General features: G+C 39.5%; 16 protein-coding genes. 3 read left to right on the top strand and 13 right to left on the bottom strand.

Features of this window, described 5'->3' with window-relative positions:
• From FPZ49_RS33735 to FPZ49_RS33705, 7 genes are all read right to left on the bottom strand, one after another.
• Nucleotides 1-297 (bottom strand): transposase (locus tag FPZ49_RS33735; protein WP_144854925.1); only part of this gene is annotated, 297 nt, incomplete at its 3' end.
• Nucleotides 298-514: 217 nt separating this feature from the next.
• A complete protein-coding gene (locus FPZ49_RS37355) occupies nucleotides 515-1,306 on the bottom strand; it encodes a flagellin (protein ID WP_315899225.1) in 792 nt (263 codons plus the stop codon).
• Nucleotides 1,307-1,424: 118 nt separating this feature from the next.
• A complete protein-coding gene (locus FPZ49_RS33725; RefSeq protein ID WP_144854923.1) occupies nucleotides 1,425-2,486 on the bottom strand; it encodes a flagellin in 1,062 nt (353 codons plus the stop codon).
• Between the two features lie 716 nt (nucleotides 2,487-3,202).
• Nucleotides 3,203-5,902, bottom strand: coding sequence for an ATP-dependent DNA helicase (locus FPZ49_RS33720; protein WP_144854921.1), 2,700 nt, complete (start codon nucleotides 5,900-5,902; stop codon nucleotides 3,203-3,205).
• A gap of 398 nt (nucleotides 5,903-6,300) precedes the next feature.
• Nucleotides 6,301-6,732, bottom strand: a complete 432-nt coding sequence (locus FPZ49_RS33715) for a DUF6884 domain-containing protein (protein WP_144854919.1) — start codon at nucleotides 6,730-6,732, stop codon at nucleotides 6,301-6,303.
• A 1-nt stretch (nucleotide 6,733) separates the two neighbouring features.
• Entirely contained in the window at nucleotides 6,734-7,363 is a 630-nt protein-coding gene (locus tag FPZ49_RS33710) for a hypothetical protein (protein WP_186446260.1), read from the bottom strand.
• Nucleotides 7,360-7,836 carry a hypothetical protein gene (locus FPZ49_RS33705; RefSeq protein ID WP_144854917.1) on the bottom strand — a complete coding sequence of 159 codons (477 nt, stop codon included), beginning with the start codon at nucleotides 7,834-7,836 and terminating at the stop codon, nucleotides 7,360-7,362. The genes FPZ49_RS33710 and FPZ49_RS33705 overlap by 4 nt, the downstream gene beginning before the upstream one ends.
• Before the next feature lie 151 nt (nucleotides 7,837-7,987).
• Here FPZ49_RS33705 and FPZ49_RS33700 point away from each other — a divergent pair, with 151 nt between their 5' ends.
• On the top strand, nucleotides 7,988-8,383 hold the full coding sequence (locus tag FPZ49_RS33700) for a (deoxy)nucleoside triphosphate pyrophosphohydrolase (RefSeq protein WP_144854915.1): 396 nt from the start codon (nucleotides 7,988-7,990) through the stop codon (nucleotides 8,381-8,383).
• Here the strand turns inward: FPZ49_RS33700 and FPZ49_RS33695 are convergent.
• The 4 genes from FPZ49_RS33695 to FPZ49_RS33680 form a co-directional block, all read right to left on the bottom strand.
• Entirely contained in the window at nucleotides 8,380-11,583 is a 3,204-nt protein-coding gene (locus FPZ49_RS33695) for a DUF3427 domain-containing protein (RefSeq protein ID WP_144854914.1), read from the bottom strand. The genes FPZ49_RS33700 and FPZ49_RS33695 overlap by 4 nt on opposite strands.
• A gap of 51 nt (nucleotides 11,584-11,634) precedes the next feature.
• Nucleotides 11,635-14,115: a DEAD/DEAH box helicase family protein gene (locus FPZ49_RS33690; protein ID WP_144854912.1), complete on the bottom strand. Its 2,481-nt coding sequence runs from the start codon at nucleotides 14,113-14,115 to the stop codon at nucleotides 11,635-11,637.
• On the bottom strand, nucleotides 14,105-14,434 hold the full coding sequence (locus FPZ49_RS33685) for a nucleoside triphosphate pyrophosphohydrolase (RefSeq protein ID WP_144854910.1): 330 nt from the start codon (nucleotides 14,432-14,434) through the stop codon (nucleotides 14,105-14,107). Before FPZ49_RS33685 ends, FPZ49_RS33690 begins: the two co-directional genes overlap by 11 nt.
• 708 nt (nucleotides 14,435-15,142) lie before the next feature.
• Nucleotides 15,143-15,961 carry a hypothetical protein gene (locus FPZ49_RS33680; protein WP_144854908.1) on the bottom strand — a complete coding sequence of 273 codons (819 nt, stop codon included), beginning with the start codon at nucleotides 15,959-15,961 and terminating at the stop codon, nucleotides 15,143-15,145.
• A gap of 436 nt (nucleotides 15,962-16,397) precedes the next feature.
• On the opposite strand from FPZ49_RS33680, the gene FPZ49_RS33675 reads away from it, so the two are divergent.
• A complete protein-coding gene (locus FPZ49_RS33675; protein WP_144854906.1) occupies nucleotides 16,398-17,561 on the top strand; it encodes a hypothetical protein in 1,164 nt (387 codons plus the stop codon).
• Nucleotides 17,562-17,722: 161 nt separating this feature from the next.
• On the opposite strand, the gene FPZ49_RS33670 is transcribed toward FPZ49_RS33675, so the two are convergent.
• Entirely contained in the window at nucleotides 17,723-18,589 is an 867-nt protein-coding gene (locus FPZ49_RS33670) for an Nmad3 family putative nucleotide modification protein (RefSeq protein WP_144854904.1), read from the bottom strand.
• A 13-nt stretch (nucleotides 18,590-18,602) separates the two neighbouring features.
• On the bottom strand, nucleotides 18,603-18,854 hold the full coding sequence (locus FPZ49_RS37950; protein WP_449289949.1) for a DUF7669 domain-containing protein: 252 nt from the start codon (nucleotides 18,852-18,854) through the stop codon (nucleotides 18,603-18,605).
• Between the two features lie 395 nt (nucleotides 18,855-19,249).
• Between FPZ49_RS37950 and FPZ49_RS37170 the strand changes: the two genes are divergently transcribed.
• On the top strand, nucleotides 19,250-19,381 hold the full coding sequence (locus tag FPZ49_RS37170; protein WP_261381748.1) for a hypothetical protein: 132 nt from the start codon (nucleotides 19,250-19,252) through the stop codon (nucleotides 19,379-19,381).
• The last annotated feature ends 168 nt before the right edge of the window (nucleotides 19,382-19,549 follow it).

Below are 19,549 nucleotides of genomic sequence, written 5' to 3'. Positions count from 1 at the left end.
CTCCAGCACCGTTTTCATCCGCTCCGAGCGGAACCTATTAATGGTGCGGAAATCCGGTCGTTGCCTGCCCGCGATCCACATAAACATGATGTTTTCGCGAACAGCTTTGGCAATCTGTCGGGATGAATAAATCTGCTGGGTGTAGGCATAGATGATGACTTTGGTTAGCATTTTGGGGTGATAGCTGTCTCGGCCATTGACGGCGGCGTTAACAACACGAACGAGGTGATTCTGAGGAATGTCTTCTTCTAAATCCATTGGCAGGCAAAGTTGATCCATGGTATATTGAATGTACAAAAGAAGCCCTCCTTGTCCTTTAATGGTTGGTCGACACTTCCATTTTACCAAGGTTCGGCTTCTTTTTGTTTTACAAAAATAAGAAGAGGGTGCCCCTCAGCCATTTGCAGCTTATGGGACTCCCTCTCATTCCTCTTACTTATTCATTAGTGTTCGATCGATCTTCCATATGGTGTTTTGAAAATTAACCTACCTTGAGTTAGAAGGCTCTGAATAATTAATTTGATTTAAGCAATTGCAATATAGCTTGAGGTTCCTGATTCGCCTGTGCCAGCATGGCTTCGGCAGCCTGTGAGAGGATATTATTCTTCGTGAGTCCCATCATCCCTTTTGCCATGTCAACATCTCTGATGCGAGATTCAGCTGAAGTCAAATTGCTTTCGTAATTCGAAAGATCATTTTGTATATGCTCTAGACGATTTTGATATGCTCCAAATCTCGAACGTTCTTGAGAGACAGTTTTTAAGGCATGATCAATGTTCACTAACGATGATTCAGCACCCTGACGTGTTGAAAGATCAATATTATTAATACCAAGAGCACCAGTTCTAGCATCTGTTAAGCTAATCTCAAAATTATCACCCGAATTAGCACCAACTTGCAAATTTAATGAAGCTCCGCTATCAACTTGCAAATTTAATGAAGCTCCGCTATTTTTATTTCCATAAATATTAATATTTGTTACTGTATAACTACTACCATTCATCTCTCGTTCGAATTTCAGCATGCCATTATCATTAACTGCTGTGATGCCTGCGCTAACAGCTTTCAATTCATTATTTAACGCATTAATAAAAGTAGTAGATGTATATGAACCAGCATTTATATTGATCGTTTTTTTCAATGAACCATCAACAGTGAACTCCCAAATATTTGAACTATTATCTATTGATAGTCCATTTGTCATATCAACATTCGTTTTAAGATAACTTTCGGTAAGTGGATTCCAAGTATCTCCAGCATTAGCAGATCGTAAAAATAATGGGTTCAACGCATTTCCAGAAACCAATTGAATAGCGTTCTTATCGGAACTAAAATTGTGTTTAAGAGTTAAAATGTAGTGATTATTTCCAAGGTCTGGACTAGCGTTCACACCGATTGAAGTAGGTGAGATTGAAGCAGTAATATTAGCTCCTGCGTTCGTTATGTTTATTTAACTCAGAAATAAGACCATCTCTGCTATAAGAACCTGCGGAAAGGACAATTGTTTTATCTAACCCCATGTCTTTTAAGTTGAGCGTATCATTTATACCCGATACAACAGTATAGCCTACAGAAAAATCTGCTTCCCTTCCCCAAACTTCATAGTTACCTCCAAATATATAGCCTTCTTCTTGTGCAAATATCTCATTAAATGCAGTTCCTTCAATTTCGATTTTATGATTTCCAGCAACTGTACTTGATAACAATGTTCTCATATGAGTATCATCCCAGGAGCTGTACACATCAGTTAATTTTAATTGTGCACCTGCTGCTGATAGTTTGGAATTTATATCATTATATAAAGCAGTAGATGACCCGTTGTAGACCCCAGCAGCAATGGTAATTGAGTATGAATTACCATCGACCTTTACAGTCAGCCCATCATTTACACCAGCAATTATTTCTACCCCTGCTGCATTATGAATATTATCGCTATTTCCAACTAAACATGAGCTGGTAAGAGAATTGGCATTTGTTCCTGTGTAAATTGTATTACTAAGCGAGGTAAGAGAATTGGTATTTGTTCCTGTGTAAATTGTATTACTAAGCGAATCAAATTGACTTCCATTAACATTCAAAAGATGTATCCCATTAAAATGAGTGTTGTTTGCGATATCATTAATTCCCTGCTTGATCCTCTCTACTTCATCTTGAATCATGCTTCTATCAGAACCAGTAAGCGTATCGTTTGCAGCCTGCACAGCAAGATCATTTAATCTTAATAGTGCAGGATCTTGAATGGTTCCTAATGCACCTTCAGCCGTTTGAATTAAAGAGATCCCATCCTGTACATTTCGACTTGCTTGACTCAATCCTCTTATTTGTGCTTTCATCTTTTCGGAAATAGCTAAACCCGCTGCATCATCCGCCGCCCTATTGATACGTAGCCCAGATGAAAGCTTCTCTAAAGAACTTCCAATCGATTTATTGTTCTTATTTAATCTATTTAATGTGTTTAGCGCGGATAAATTGTGTGCAATTCTCATGTTTCCTCCAAAGCGTATCCTCTCTAACTAGATTATCGGTTAGTTATGATGAAAAAATTAGAAGAAAAAGAAATAACCAACTTTTATAATTCTATAGACTTAGAATCCATAATACTATCTAGCTATTAGTATAAAAGTCTAGTCAATTAGTCATATAGTTATGATATAATTTGATACCTTTACCCCCAAGCAAGCCATTTTTACCCACCGCGACGCTTCAAACCTGAATACGCAACTACCATCATTTGGTTTAATTTGTTGCACTTTGTTGTGCCTCAACATTGCCTGTTTAACTATGCAACACGTGTACTTAAACACGTCATCCATAAGTTGATTAATAAGATTGAAGTATCTGCGGATGGTAGAATTAAGATTATCTACAATATCGCTCCCCCGCTTACGTAGGGGCATAATCAAGCGGGGGACATTAATCCCCCGCCCATTTAAGTAACACTGAACACTCCACATGTGTTGTATGCGGGTAGCGACCTCATTCCCGCGGCATCTGTTATAGTCTCTTAATATCGCATAGAATCAATGTTCCTGCACTTAGTTATCTTAGTATTCTTTGTCTTTATTAGACATTATCACGAATTTTCGCGGCAGTTTTACGGCAATGATTCGTCCTTACCTATAAGAGGGATGCACAGTACCTTTGGTGGCTAAAGTTTGGCCGTCCTTCGTTCACTGCGGTCATAACAATTAACACATAACACCTACAAACTATATTTAGATTTTAAAAGCGCAACATCTTTTTTCCCATTTTTTAATTCCAAGCTATTTAATACCTTATGCTCTGTTTCAGGTGTCCAATAAATCTTCAGATTCTCTTTTGCACGCGTGATTGATGTATAGAAAATGTTATGAGTGATGAGTTCTTCAATCTCATTTGTAATAACAATATTTACAGAATTATACTCTAAGCCCTGTGCCTTATGAATAGAAACAGCATACGCTACTTGAAACGGAATAACCGCTTCTGATGTCAGATCATCATCTTCATCAGTGCTCCTAAATTTATTAACGAAAAATCTAATGATAGAATTCCCATTTTGGGAAGTGCCGATAAACTGAAAATCATAGATCTCAGCATCCAGTTCGTTAATTACCTTGTCGATCTCAATTTCAAACTGAATTTTATCCCCATAGACATCAATGGCAGTAATTTTCCCTTTCAAATTATTATAAATCAGGGGTGCAAATCGTTCTGATTCATTAAATAGAATAGGGTCATTAACTTTATAAGAATTGATCCCCCACTGAATAGGAGGACTTGTGTTATTACCCTGTAGAAACCTATTTATATTATTTATGCCGTAAAGACCATCATAATTTAAACAGAGAATAATTTGATCTTCTTCAGAATTATCAAATATTGACTCATCCAAAGCTACAGAATAATTATTTTTTACTAATGGTTCTAAAATTGCCATATCTATATTCCGCACTCTATTCCAAACATTTAGCAGACCTGGATTTGTAGTACGGTATGGCTTAGTTAATTCAAAGACAGATTTTGCTGATATGAACGACCGAGCAATACTAAACCAATTTCCAAATACAATTGATTCAATTTGGTAAATATCTCCGACTAAAATCAATAATTTGTATGATGCTTTTTCAAGAATTTGCTTCATGTCTGTATTGCTGACTGTGCTACATTCATCGATGACTAACAAATCACATACAGAATCAGAATCTTTTGTTGATAAAAATCTTCTAATAGTCTTAAAGGAGCAATTTGCAGCAGTTACTTTACGTCTAAGATTATCTACAGCTGGATTTGTGTTTGCTAAATATATTTTTTTCCTGTCATTGAAGAAATTCGAAACATGGTTAATCAATGTAGATTTACCTGTCCCGGCAGAACCATAAACCAAAGCTACACGGGAGTTTACAAACATTTGCTTTAATGCGGATTTCTTCTCATCACAATCTATGTTATAAGCTGATGACTGTAACCAGAATTCCACTGAATTTAAGTAGTTATTAATACCAGATGAAGATATCTCCCTAAGCTTTCTAATAATTTCAACGCTATCGTCAGCGTAACCATTGATATAGATGTGGTCTTTATAGTTTTCCAATCTTCGATGAGCATGTTTGTAATATAGAGTGTTATTATACTTCTGCAAAAGAGCGTCTATATTATCAAATCCTTCAATATCTTTTTTAGGAGTGAACAATACTCCATTCCTTTCAGTGTTGTTTTTAATTAACCGAGCAAGAAGTTCATGTTCTCGACCTGTAGGTTTTATACACTCAAACAAATCTAAGATTTTCGGATTGTGATTTCTCAGCGATGTATTGAACGGCATTTTATCAAACGGGATACAACCATAACTCAAATTCAAATTTGATAAATCCTTACAAGCCTGATTCCATTGCTGCTGCTTTAAAACTTTATTATTTAATTTATGAAGCAAATATCTAATTACATTACTGCCAGGTCGATTACCTAGTGCCAGTTCACGACTTTTTTCTAAAGCGTCAAAAAATCGAAGATCCTTCACGTTTCCAAAAATTTGATTTTTTACGTATAAGAAGTAATCATCAGAAGAATCTATCAAGTCGACTAAACTCATGCCCGTTTCCGTTAGGAAACGCATTAATTCACGATATTCTGTCGAGCCACCATTAATACGATGCTCCCCAACTATTTGAGAGAACCAATTAAGTTCGCATGGACGTATCGACACTTCCCATCCATCAATAATCTGAATAGGCATTATCTTTCCCATTATGTCAATAGTATCATTACTTATCGAAAGCTTGACAGCGTAATTGTATGAAATTTCGAGTTTAGTAAACGCTATTACTCTATCGAATTTGCTTGCCTTATCATTAGCAACAGTGAAAGTCACCTCATAGTATATGTAATGGTTAACAAAGATCGGTTTAACTTTTTGAATATAGTACCTATCGTTATAGGAACTTCTGGTTTTACTTGATTGAGATTGATTTATTCTAGCAGCTATTTTTTCATAGTACTCCGATAGATTTGAATCGGTATCAAGAGGGAAATTATCGATATTTTCTAGTACATCTAAATTATATGTATTTTTTAAAAAGACCTTAATTTTTAGCAAGTACTCGTAGTACTTTAACATGAGTCTTTCTGACTTTCCCTCATCAAGAGTATAGTGTGAGGCTGAAATTTGTAGTAAGTCGTGGAATTTACTTAAAAATTTGTAGCTTCCTTTTGTTTTTATATGTTCTAAAGCTTTCGTTATTGAGTTATAAGTGAGATCAATATCGTTTCCGGCTCCATATATTTTTACAGCTATTGATTCAACGAAGTTTCTGAGCTGTGATAGAATATTTTGAGACAATAGTCCTCTTTCAGTGGCATCAAATCTAGCAATATTATTACATATACTCCGACTTATAACTAATATATCCGAATCAATTTTCATAAATGCATTCTCCTTCAATATTTCCTTGGTGAAAGCTTAGGACAATACAAATTTCGACATTTCAAGGAAAATTCCTCCATTTTCCATTAGATTCTCTGGATATTTGAAAGAAATTCCAAGGACAGACAAAGAAGGTCCTTAGGAATTTCTCCCTAAGGACCTTCTTGTGACCGATGCTTTCGGATTTGAAATAATCTTACCATGAGATATAAGATTTATCAGTAAATATTTTGTTGATTATTTCCTCCGTATCCAAAGGAAAACCGAAAAATGGTATATTTAACATAACGTTCATCGTCAAGTCTGACCCTTAATTCGACGCAGCGTGTGAAACGGTATCTGGAAATTCATTTATTGTTCACTGATCTTTCTTACAACCGCATCTGATTTGTAAATAATTATGAATCCCTTATAGCTGTATGGGTAGTTAAATATCTCAATTGTTCACCGATACCCAATCCTATCAAGGGTACACCAACTGCCATTTTCTTCCCTTTTAGTATCGGAATAATATATTCTCTATATCTTCGCCCAGCGTAAAAATCTACATGATTTGCTCCAAGATCAACTATTTCTTGGGCCGTTCGTAGTGCCCAAGCTTTACGGTCTGAAACATTCATATTATTTAGTGTAACATCATAAGGCTCGATACTAGTATCTTTAAACAAAAGACCATACTTGGCCGATAAAATATACCATTCAGAATAATCCTGTTGTTCTATATATAAGGCTATTTTGGAAAACAAGGTGGACTTCATATACATCTCACGTGCACTACATGGAAACTCTTGTTTTAATTTGGTACAACTGATGAGTGCAATTTTACCCATTCTACACCCCATCCTTGTTTAGCAGGTCTTCACCGAATTGAACCGAAGCAATCGCAATCATTTCTTTCTCAATTGCAGGCAATGAACAAGGCAAGCCAGACAACCCTAATTGCCCTCCATACCAAGGAGTAATGTAGAAAACAACTTGCTCTCTAAGAATAGGTGGATCATAGGTTTCAAAAAGTGCTTCGGCCCAACGCTTGTATTTTTTCTGTGGCTTTTGATAGCCCTCAAACTCAAACAGAGCTTGACTTAAATCTCCTATATGATAGGCTAGCCCATCCCCCCACCTAGCAAACATGTGCTGATTGCATCGGATGTTACGGATATTTGCACTCACATCGTGCTTTACGCCTTTTTTGTCTGCCTTACCTATGTATAACGGAATAAAATCGTTTATATCCCCTTTCCCCATCACATAAATAATCCCTTCCCATTGAGGGTCAAGCATATTTGATTCAATGGTTTCTATCACCGCTTGTTCCATAAGCTTTGATCGTTTTAATAAACGTCGCTCCTTATCCTTCACAATCTTTATTTTCGTGTCGACTTCCAAGCCTTCTATCGTTTCGAATAAGGGGGTATAGGAATGTCCCTGATTGGAATGGAGCCATGAATTAAATGAAATCATCTGCGGTTCCCCTCGTGATTTAGTAATGTATTTGGATACGCGTCAGAGGCTAGACTAACCAATTGATATTCAATGGAACCTACCGTACAGGGGAACATCGGGATAGCCGGGATTGTTAGTTCAGTATCTAATATAACAATCAAATCAAGGTCTTCCTTGAGGTACCCGTTAGCATCTAATAAAATCTCATGCCATCTCTCATAAAGTCCCTTTCCCTTTATTAATCTATCCAGATGAGATTTCCAACGGCTAACAGGAGAGTTGCTCCGTCCTATATATATCGGTATGGCCCCATGTTGGCTTAAGAGCCGTAAGATGTAAATGGAATCCGAATAATTTTGATTAGCTACGTGCCTCTCCATTTTCTGAATAACTGATTTATTATCAAGCATTGTCCCTCTAGGAGGAAAATGTAGTGCATTATGCTCATACAGGGCTAACCAATGATCGATTAATTCTTTTTTTCTATGCATTTCCGCGCCCCCCTCGCAGTCCCTCGCACTTGCTCCTTGCATTTGGGACTGTTATTGTATTTAATTAAAACAAACAAATGATGTGCTGTTGCATAAAGGATTACATTATCTTTGGGTACCTAACAATCGAGTAAAGCGAGGAAGCATAAATATGAAAAAAGTCGACGTAGTTGGTGCTGTGATCTTTAATGAAAAGAACGAAGTGCTTTGTGCACTTCGCTCTCAGACAATGTCCCTACCAGGGCTGTGGGAATTCCCAGGTGGTAAAATTGAAGCTGGGGAAACACCGGAGCAAAGTTTAGCCCGTGAAATTCAAGAGGAGCTCAACTGTTCCATTCAAATAGGAGACTTAGTTGCCGATGCCACTCACGAGTATCCCAATGTAATCGTTAGACTAATTACTTACAGGGCCACGATAACTGAGGGAACACCAATCCCCAATGAGCATGAGAAACTTATTTGGCTCCCTGTAGGTGAAATCGATACCTTGGACTGGGCACCCGCCGATTTACCAACCATTCAGGAACTACAAACAAAAAAGTATTAACGAATAAGATCCATGTACAGAGCTTCTGGGATAGGCTGATGAAGCTGCCAAGTTATGTTCATTGGCTTGTCTCCGTGGCTGCTTACGTAGTCAATTTCACCCAAATACGTAAATGGCAGGACTACACCGTGCATCTTCTCAAATTTCCTGACAAACAGATGGATTTTTATCCCTTTGTCTTTATGGTGAATATAATTTTGACCAACTGAAGAATCGTGAGAAGTTGCATTCTGACTTTGCCAATGGAAGTGTTGCTGGTCTATGAAATAGTCATGGTACATCAGGTGCTCCGCCGTTCGTTCCCCTTTATTCAAGTTAATGAACAACAAATAGTGCTCCTCAACTCGACTAACCCCTTCACGCCATGAGCCTTCCTTTGCATCCGACTCGAACAAATATATCAGATCGTTTCGAGTGTAATTCTGATAAAGCAGTACATTTTTTGAACTATTGAAGAAAATACCTGGGCGATACATCCGTCTAAACTCTGACAAGCCGTACTCGATTCTCTCGTTCAAATATGTTCCTATCGAGGGGTCAGAGGCCAGCATTTCCATGACAATCGGAGATAAAGTAAACGTACCGTTGTCAACACTTCCAAACGACCATGAATGTTTGGATTGGATCTCCGCTAACTTCTCCATGGCTCTATAAATTTTCTTTGCTTGATTCTCCCGAGAGATCTGGACTGCAAATCTAAATTGTAAATCAATTAAAACATCATCTAGACAGATGGTCCCTCTCTTTTTTATAGCTAAATCCAGCACTGTAAGTTCGTATGGCCATTTGACAGGCAGCATCTTTTCTAGTCTCTGAACAATTTGCAGAAGTCTCGAATTTTCCAAGAGCCTTACATCAAATTCATTTAAATCCTTCATTTTCTTCTTCGTTTCTGCCCATGATCCATATTTGGCAACAAAAAAATGCAAACTAGGTGCGCCGTCAAAATACAAAAAGTCCTCAATCTCCGGCGAATGACCCAGTTCTTTGCGGAACTGATTATACAGATCCATTAACATGAGATCGCGATCCATTCGAATACTCTCAATTTTTTCGAGAATTTGTTTTCTAGACACTTCTTCCAAATCGACGAAACACCCATCTGGCAAGTCTGCAAACTCCGTCTCAATGGCGACTCGAAGAGAATCCCGATCAAATGCTTTATGATTATGTTGGCCCGATAAAGCCAATGGTACAATGAAGGACTTTTGATAATTACCGATAAAATCCAGGATGGTGACGTACTCCTTGCCTTGCACCTTTCTTAACCCACGACCCAACTGCTGGATAAATATAGTGGCAGACTCTGTCGGTCTCAGGAACAAGACCAGATTTACTTTCGGAATATCAACACCCTCATTAAAAATATTAACGGTAAAAATAATTTGCAGAGGGTCTCCATCGTCCTCCAATCTACGTATTAGTTGTTGCCTCTGCTCCGGCGTATCATGCCCAGTAAGGTATCCTGTACTAAAGCCTCGTTGATTAAGCTCTTGCGACATATACTGCGCATGCTCGATAGATGCACAGAATCCAAGCGCCCTCATATGAAGGCCATCATGACCAAACTTGTGAATCATATCGACAACGTAATCAACACGCTCATGAGTATTTAAGGCTCGTACTAATTCATTCTCGATAAATTGACCATTACTTTGTGTCCCGATTTCCTCGTAATTAATGGTAGGGTCACCAAGTCCAAAATAACGGAATGGTGTTAATAAACCTTCTTCTAATGCATCTCGCAAACGAATCTCATAAACAACATTATGTTCACAAAGAGCTAGAACGTCCCGGCCATCCATTCGTTCTGGGGTTGCTGTCAGGCCAAGTAAAAATTTAGGCTTAAAATGATCTAGCACCTTTTTGTATGTCGCAGCTTCCGCATGATGAAACTCATCTACAACAATGTAATCAAAATGGTCCGGTGAATATTGGCATAAAACTTCATCTCTAGATAAAGTTTGTACCGTACTAAATAAAAATGGCTTGTTTCCTTCCTTGACAGTCCCCGTCAATTTACCATAAAGATCATTTGCACCAAAGACACGCCTGAAAGTGTCTTTTGAGCTTTCAAGTATTTCGTCGCGGTGCGCGATGAATAGCATCGTTTTCGCTGCAAAGCTTTTGACATCAAAAGCAGATAGATACGTTTTCCCAGTCCCCGTCGCTGCTATCACAACAGCCTTATGGTGATTATTTTTTCTCGTTTCATACAAAGCCCGCAGTGCTTCATTTTGCATTTTGTTAGGGTGAATAAGAACTTCAGTCTCTTCGGATGGTGCAATTTTCTCCACAATATCAACATGCTGTGCTGCTACATAAGGATTTACTAACATGATCTTTTTATTGCTGTACTCTTTATCATAGCTGTCTATTAATTCCGGATTTAAGGGGATCGCTTTAGGATCATTCCAATATTTGTGGAAAGCCGTTATTGCACTTGCATAGATAGAATGAAGAGAATCTCCAGGCAATTTCACATTCCATTCATGGCCTGTTTTTAAGGCTGAATACGTCAGATTAGACGATCCAATAATTGCTGTATGCAAACTAGAAGCCCTCTCGAACAAATAAGCTTTAGTATGGAACGAAACATTTCCTGAATCAAACACCTTAGTTTCGATATTCGGTAATTCCTGCAAACGTCTCAGGGCTTTTGGTTCAGTAATCTTCAAATATGTGGATGTTAATATTTTAATTTTCTTGTTAGGATTCTCCCTCCGAAAGTCATCAATCGATCGAAGTAAGAGCTGAAGACCCGACCACCGAATAAAGCTGACCATAAAATAGGCCTGATCTGCTGTCATCAGTTCGTATTTCAAAGCTTTAAATAACTGAATCGCATCTGCATTTGAATTGGTGATTAGAAGTGGATTGGACAGAAAAAATTCAGGATACATCGGGATTGGCAATTCATCACTCCGATAATGAATTGCCTTTAATGGCATATCTAATTCATATTCATTGTTTACTTGTAATAATTGCTTGACCTTCTTAGTTAGTGAAAGAATCTCTTGAAACTGATTTTTATCTTCTAACTCCCGAAATGTTCTCGTTAAATCTCTTAAGATCTGTTGAACTAATGAATTCGTGTGCTGAGCTGGGTGAAGATTATAGGTCTGCTGATTCGGAGGATACGTCTTGTCTTTATGTAAAATTTCCTCAAATAGTCCATTTGCATGTTTATGCCTTTCCACGTCTGATCCCCCAACAGGTTAGTCTCTTGTTTACTGTCTTTGGTCTAATATTTACAATTTAGCCTTACGCTGTTTGTTAGCAAAGTAATCATTGAGGCGTTTTTCCGCAATTTCATAAGTCCATAAATAGACAATTTGATTTTCTTCCTCATCTTGTGTTTCAAGACCAATGTGAAATTGGCCTTTTTCGAATCGGAAATACTCTTTGCCAGTATTAGCAAGGGCATTCATCGGATTATCAGCAATAAGTTGAGCTGTTTTATATGCATTGAAATCCCACAAACCTTTACCAGTCTTATCCGAGAAGTCAATTTGTTTACGAACTTCATCATCAGTTAGATATGAATGGAAATCTACTGCAACATCAAGCGGAGAAATCATATCAAGCCATCGTCTTGGACCCCTACGCAAGATGGATAGAAGGAGCACCATCTTATAGCTTTTTTGCATGCCCGTTTTTTCTAACGTTTGGAACCATGCTTGTTTCTCACTGTACACCTTTTCTTCTTTGACAGAGAGACCGGAAGTTTTACTAAAACCCGGATAGGTATGATATTTTTCTTTCAGAGCTCCAATACTCTCGATAGCTTCATCAGGTTGGATATCAGTATTGGGGCTTATTACTTGATATTTTCGCCGGTTTGCGACAGAAAGCTCCCTTAACAGATCAATAGCGCGCAAATCAAAATCGATTTCACAATGTAATGGAAGTGCTAACGCCTGTAGCTTATCCGGATCCAGCTCAGCCCAAGTATCGAGAACCTCATCCTGATCGAAACGGAAGATGGTGAACTTTTTATTAACATTTCGATAATTTCCAATCAGGTCGATGATCGTACAATAGCTCTTTTTTTCAGAGAGACGAAGTCCGCGGCCCATTTGTTGGGTAAACACGGTTAATGATTCTGTTGGACGCGCAAACAGCAAAGTATCAACAGCCGGAATATCGACCCCTTCATTAAACAGATCGACTGTAAAGATTACTTCGAGTGATCCATCCTCTAACTGTTTGACAGCATTCTTTCGCACTTGAGGGTGAGTTTTAGCGTGAAGGTTGATGCAGGAGTGACCTTGCTGCTGAAAAAAATGGCATAAATATTGTGCTTGTTCCACAGATGAACAAAACGCAATCGTACGTGTTTGCTTGTGCTTCTCCCACGACTTGAACAGATTATTAGCCAAATTAGATTTCATCTGTGCAGTAAGTAATTCTTCCTGATCGTAGCGCGTTCCAATCCAACGTACCAGAGAATAGTCGGTATCATCATAGACACCATAATAATGAAAGGGAGCTAACCAACCCTTAGAAATTGCTTCAAAGAACTTGATTTCATAGACAACGTTCCCCCCGCATAGCTCATAAATGTCCTTCCCATCCATGCGGTCAGGGGTCGCTGTCAGGCCAAGCAAAAACTGAGGTTGAAAGTAAGATAATATTCGTTGATAAGAATCTGCCGCGGCATGGTGAAATTCATCAATAATGATCAAGTCAAACTCACTTGGATTAAACTTTTCAATATGATGAGAGAGCCCAAGCGTAGTAACGGACGCAAACACACAATCGGCATCCTTCTCTTTCAGTTTTGCATAGTAAAAACCATGACTGCGCTCTGGAAGGATCTTTTCGAAGGATTGTTTGGCTTGTCTCAAAATCTCTTCACGGTGAGCAACAAATAAGATACGACGAAAAAATCGCTTGGCAAAGAAAGCTGCTAAATACGTTTTCCCAAGCCCAGTCGCCATGATTACTAAAGCCTTGTTCATTTGCTTGTTTATTGATTCAGTTAAGCGTTCTATTGCATCAAGCTGTGCATCTCTTGGATCGATTGTGGTTGCCTTTGGTGTAGGAATAACTACATCGTCGAAAGATAACTGCCCCTCTTTATATACAGCTCTAGATTCGTTTAATACTTCTTCATTTTTGTTAATTTCATAGGTAAATGATGAAGCCAGAGCTTGTTCTTCGAGTTCGTCCCTTGAAAATACGTTTCGTATCTGCGGGTTACGCTGATGAAATTCTCCATACTTCGTCTCATAACTCTCAATTAATGCTTCGTCAAGAGGAACAGCATTATCCTCTGTAAATAAAGTCATAAATTCATCTAGTGCTTCTTCAAATATCATTTCTTCTTGCGCCCAGTGCACTGCAAGATTCCATTCTATGCCGTCCCGCAATGCTGACTTTGATAAGTTGGAAGATCCAACAATGACCATTCCACCTTTTCTCGGGTGGTGAAATAAATAAGCCTTTGGATGAAACGATTTCCCAGAACTAATCCACAACCGTGTTTCAACCGTCGGGCCCAGAGTATGTAGTTGACGAAGCGCCTCCGGCTCGGTTATGTATAGATAGTCCCCAACTAATATTTTGACTATCCCACCTTGTTGACTCTTTCGGTGTAGAGGTGCTTTTATCAATTTGACACCCGATTCCATAGCAAATGAAGCTAGGATATAAACAGAGGAAGCCTCTTGAATCGCCTGTTCTATAATGGAAAACAATTGGCTTGTAACTAGTTGCTTACTCATCATCCGTTACCTCAATCAGATAAACTTTCTGACTAAATCCGCCACGCTCAGCTCGTTTTTTCACTGCAATTCGTAATAGCTCCTCTTGGTTGGTCCCAGCCGCTTGAGCAAGTGTAAAGATAATCTCGAGAAGGTCAGCCAATTCTTCCGTTTGTTCCTTAGATGTGCTAGCGCTTAAATACTCGTCCCATTCTTCATGGAACTTGGTTTTGAGTTCAGTTATCCATTCTTCATCTGTAAGTGTCCGGATGGAAAAAGCCTTTTGGTTACGTTCTATTATTTGTGGGATTAGGTCTCTTACTAATTTATTATAAGTTGGCATTGTGAGCTCCTTTAAGTTTAGTTCTTTGACGATTGGATTTTTGCATCAGGCCTTGTAGAAGGATACCTTCCTTTAGAATAATTTATATATTTCAGATTATATCAAACTCAAACTAGTTTAAACGTTTGTATTTAATTCTAGATAAACACTCTTCATAAATGCCTTTCCCAAAACAAACCCTCAAATGCACTGATTATATAGCGCTTTTGACGGTAGATATTCTATTCTATAATCAGAAGCGCGACCGTCTCCGCATACACCGTATCGGGCTCATACCCGGTTATTACCCCATCTGTTATAGTGACATAAACCCGTATGAAACAAGGTTTCAAGAATCATCTTTACGAGTTTCCGTAGGGTGTAATTTTATAAACATTACTTACTTAATATCTTGAACAAGAAAATAATAGGCATTATGCCTCCCATTATGTCTTATGCTATAGCATCATAAACGATAGGTAAAGAACCCGCGGATTTGGGACTGTTGACAAAGGGCAATTCATCTTTGGATGATACAACATCTGGAATTAAAAACGCTGTTGATCCACTATATATTGTAGTGAATCATCAGCGTTTTAATTAGCCGAGGACTTTGTCAACGGTCCCGATTTTGCGGGTTTTAGCATATTTGAATGAAACACCCGTCTTATTAGATCAACAGCACCATTTTCCCTTGAATTGTAAAAGGCGGAATTAATGCCAGCAACTTTATTTATGATGCTGAAGATGCCATTCGAAATACGGCTTCGTTTGTGGATTCCAAAACGACATTACCCTTCCAAGGATTCCTGAAATGATTTCTTCGGTTGCAGGTGTAGTCTTCGCCGTCCTCAAACGGATCACTACGCTGTCTTTTACTCCTACCCAGCCTCCTTCAAAGAGTGCATCACAGCCCATTACGCACATCGGTACTACAATTGCGGTGTCCCGACGTTCGGCTTCGCTTGCATGACGGCGCTTCTTGATGTGAGCGGTGATAAGATGTTCCGGGGCGAAGTCCCGCCCGCAGAGGGCACATCGCAAGCTTTCGTGACCCTTCATCAGAAAATCGCGCAGGAGTCCTTGTTCACCACGGCGCTTGGTGACCGTCAGAAGATCCGTCGGACCTTGGATCGTAACCTCGTATGAACCCTCCTGGACGCTTGGCATCCCCATATAAGAGGGAGTAGCAGGAACAACCCTTTGTGGCGACTGTGGCACCTTCGGTAGGATAGAGGCCGATGCGGTAGTCATCTTGGGGAGCTGAGTGCCCTTGTACACGGCCTCTAGCCATTTTCCTCTGTCTCTTTTACCTTCAAACGTCTCACCAGTGGTACGAAGTAAAATGTCACGGGTATCGGGGCACTCCCGTGTCCAACCGTTCCCTGTATTGATTTCAGAAACTTGGAACTCTCGTTTATCAAAAACACTGTTCTTCTTTCGATCCGTGTACGTGACCCCGAACAGTAGCGTTCCCCACGGCCCCGTGGCTGAAAAGTATTTGACGTTTCCGCCACCCCTTCGCCCTTTGTAAGGTGCAATCTTCATTTGTTTCCCCTCCGGTCCTATTTCCTTATGATAACATATGGAAAATAACTTATCGGGTATAGTCGCAATAGGGTTTTTGGCTTTACTCCATGAATGAGTCGGATCCACTCATGAATTTGTACAAAGAGAAAAGTTCTAAAAAGAAAGAGAAATTGAAAAAGCGATCATGATGGGAGAAAACTGTAACAGACCATTGATATTTTAACGAAGGCGCAGGAAATGCCTAAACCAATAATCATTATGAGGAGAATATGACTACATGACTTACTCTTTTTATTTATTTAAAACTGTGTAATCAGAGCTTTTGTATAGATCTCAGCTTTCCTGTTTTGTTATAACATCTTAGGTTTGGGAACCGCATTCGTAGCACATAACTTTTCATTGACAGATCGATATCTACAGGTTATGGATAGAGATATAAAAAGGGGTTGAAACGATGACAATCATAGCGATGTTTCGCTGGGGAGACAAGGCGGTATTTGCAAGTGACTTCCGAGTTTCCTTCACTGCGGGGAATCAGGTGGATATCATGTCCAAATTCATTCAGTTCGAGAATCGGATTGGCATCTTTACGGCCGGTGACGTAGGGATGTGGAAAGGTGCAGTACCGAAGATTGAGTCGGTACTTGATGAGACAACGTTTGAAAATGTCGGGCAGCAGGAAGGTCCCTTACATCTGGCCTTACAACGGTATACTGAGTCCACTCCCGCCAACGGTAACTTATTGTACGGTGGCATTGCCTTCATGGTAGAGCCTGAACGTGAGCTCCACACTGTATTTAAATTATACGGACAAGCCGGCCGCGGCTTCTCCATAACAACGCTTGAGGACGGATGTGTTGTCATGGGTAGCGGCGATAGAATACCTGGAATCGAAGAACATCTGGGTGATATCTTGCGCAGGCATACGGAAGTACGGTCATATAACCTGCCGGAAGTGGAGTCCGTATTAAAACGAAACCTTCATGAATGGATTGCCCGCTGCGGATCATCCGCCTATCGAAAGCTAGGCATCTCCCCCGTTATGGCAACCTCTCGACTTGCGGGTGGTGCCTTCCAAATGACAGCGATTGAAACGCATGGCGACCACTACCCCTCGAATGGTCCTCGTAAGAGCTACCATTATTCGTTTACGCGGGTGAATGGCCAACTGATGCTTAAAGATCACAGGCAGGGCAAGACCTTAGTCGTCAATGAAATCGTGGATTTTTCCATTCAACAGGATGATGACGAACTGTTTGATCCCCAAGGATTAACCGAGCGGTTTGACCCGTGCTCTTATGCTGTGGGGGATACCGTATTCTTAATGAACCAGTGGGTTGAAGCGGATTTTGTGGAGCGCAGCGTATATAAAACGGGGATCTTTCGCTTCAAAGGGCAGCCGCTGTGCAATCCAAATTATGAGCGCCTGAGTCATATCACAGTGGAGGACATGGATCCATCGGAAACCACACCGTATGCTAATACGGGTTATATTGCCTTACTAATCCCTGAAGAGAAACATCGCTCATTCGAAGCAGGGATCCAAGAGCATATCCTGAATCATCAATGGTTGGCTGACCACATTAACAATTACGAAGAGATTCATCTGATGACCTAACACAACCCGCTCCCCATCCTTATGATTGGGAGCAGGATTTCGTTTAAATAAAATGATTACACACCCACTTCGCTTTTGGTATGAAGAAGGCTCAAGTCTCTTCCCTTGACGGGCTTACGCTCCTTTGAGTCTAATTTTAATGAATCAAAGCCGCCAATTCGTCATATGAATTGCTGTTGGATCAATTCCTTTGCCCATTTCTCCACTTCTTCATTGCCTTCAACGACGAACTCTTGCCCTCTACCTACTGAGTTCAAAATACAATGATCATCGTTTAGTTCCCAAACCTTTTTGCCTGACTTACTAAAAATGTTTTCGTGGTAGCTAGTCCTTGTTCCCATATCTGGATGAAAAAAACTCGGTAGTTTCCATACTGATCGCTTTTGCTGATCTTTTTGTGTTAGTACAAGGGATTCCGAATAATTGAACGCTCCACATCCTGGGATATCGCTATTAAACGATAATGTAGCGGGGCTAATGTAAGCAGTATTCATTTCCCTATCTCGATACATGTAATGAGAATGAGATAATTTCCATGTGTCATATTTCCCTGCTTTATCAATTTGTTCAATCTCCCCTACCTGCATGTAACCCCAAATAACATGCTTGTGTGTTCCATTAACGTATCTGTACCCAGCAGCTGTTCTTACGGCATCCTTGAACCATCCAAAGAATAAGAACAAATCTCCGACCTGAATATTCTTTCTTGATAAATGCGATTGGGCCGCACTAGATTGTCCAAATATCCCTCTCCATTGAGAATGATTCCTTGGTATGACTGAAGCATTGATATCAGGATCGAGATGCGCGATTGTACTCTTAGAGTATTTTTTTATTCCAAGCTGCTCCATCAGGTCAAGATATGAATTATCCTGATCGAAACTCAAGTCGGAATATCTTATACAAGTATTCACTTTCTCATCTTCGGGTATAGGAAAAGAGATCAACCTTCCTGAATCAACGAGATGCGGGCTTGGATATCCTCCAGCAGATTTATCGAATCCCTTCCTGCTCAGTATAACTTTCATTGGTTGCTCGCTCCTATAAGTTGATGACCTTGTATTCACCATTGCCAAGAGCTTCGTAGTCGTTGTATGTTACACCATGATGGTGCTTGGCGTTTTTGCAACACCTAGATGTGATATGTGTCCTGATCGTCGATTCCTTATAGCCAGTATTATTTAGCTCCATGTACTCAATTGCTTCCTTGGGAGTAAACCGATTGTCCCCTTTGGATTTAACAATCGATCTTGTTGCCGACAATAGCTCTTCTCTACAGGTCCCTTTACTCATCTTCATCGCTCCTTTCATGTTTAGCTCATCGTACCATGAATTTCCATTATCTGAATAGTAAGTGACTATTGTGATCGATAGTTGTGTATCAGGTAGAGTCTCAGAATTTCCCCATTGACGACCCGTTGTTTTCACTTCTTAAGCGGACTACAATCTGTTCAATTGGTGAGATGCACCGAGTCATGAAATGAGGTGAAACATGGCTTACAATCACTTCCCCCGGAAAAATAGCAAAAAAAGAAGCTACTTTTTAAACAATTACCACAAATGGCCGATATATATAGACAACAGATATAAAGGCGGTGTTTAAAATGTCTTTGAAGTTTTATCTTAATTGTCGTGATGCTGTTAAAGGTGATTACATTTAACATATTAATACAGGATATATATATGACGTGCATTACGCTGATGAGTGGGGCAATGTATTTATTGATAAAAGAGTTGATAAAGAAACGGGAGAGATAATAGAAGAAACATTCTTGACTCCAGGGCTATATTTGGTACTTGAAAAAGCGGATAGGGAGTAAAGACTTACTTGATGGTTCCGAACCTTTTGGACAACAAAAAAAAAACTACAGCGGAATAACCAACACACTATGTTTGTTTTCAAGTTTTTGAAGGTATGCTAAGGGATCTTTTCTAAATCTTCTTCGAAGTACACTTTCGTTCAGTCTGTTGTTCCATCTTTTCTTTTG

The organism is Paenibacillus cremeus (assembly GCF_007786445.1).
Taxonomy (GTDB): Bacteria; Bacillota; Bacilli; order Paenibacillales; family NBRC-103111; genus Paenibacillus_G; species Paenibacillus_G cremeus.
Note: the sequence above shows the minus strand (reverse complement) of the source record. Positions and strands in the feature narration are given on the sequence as shown.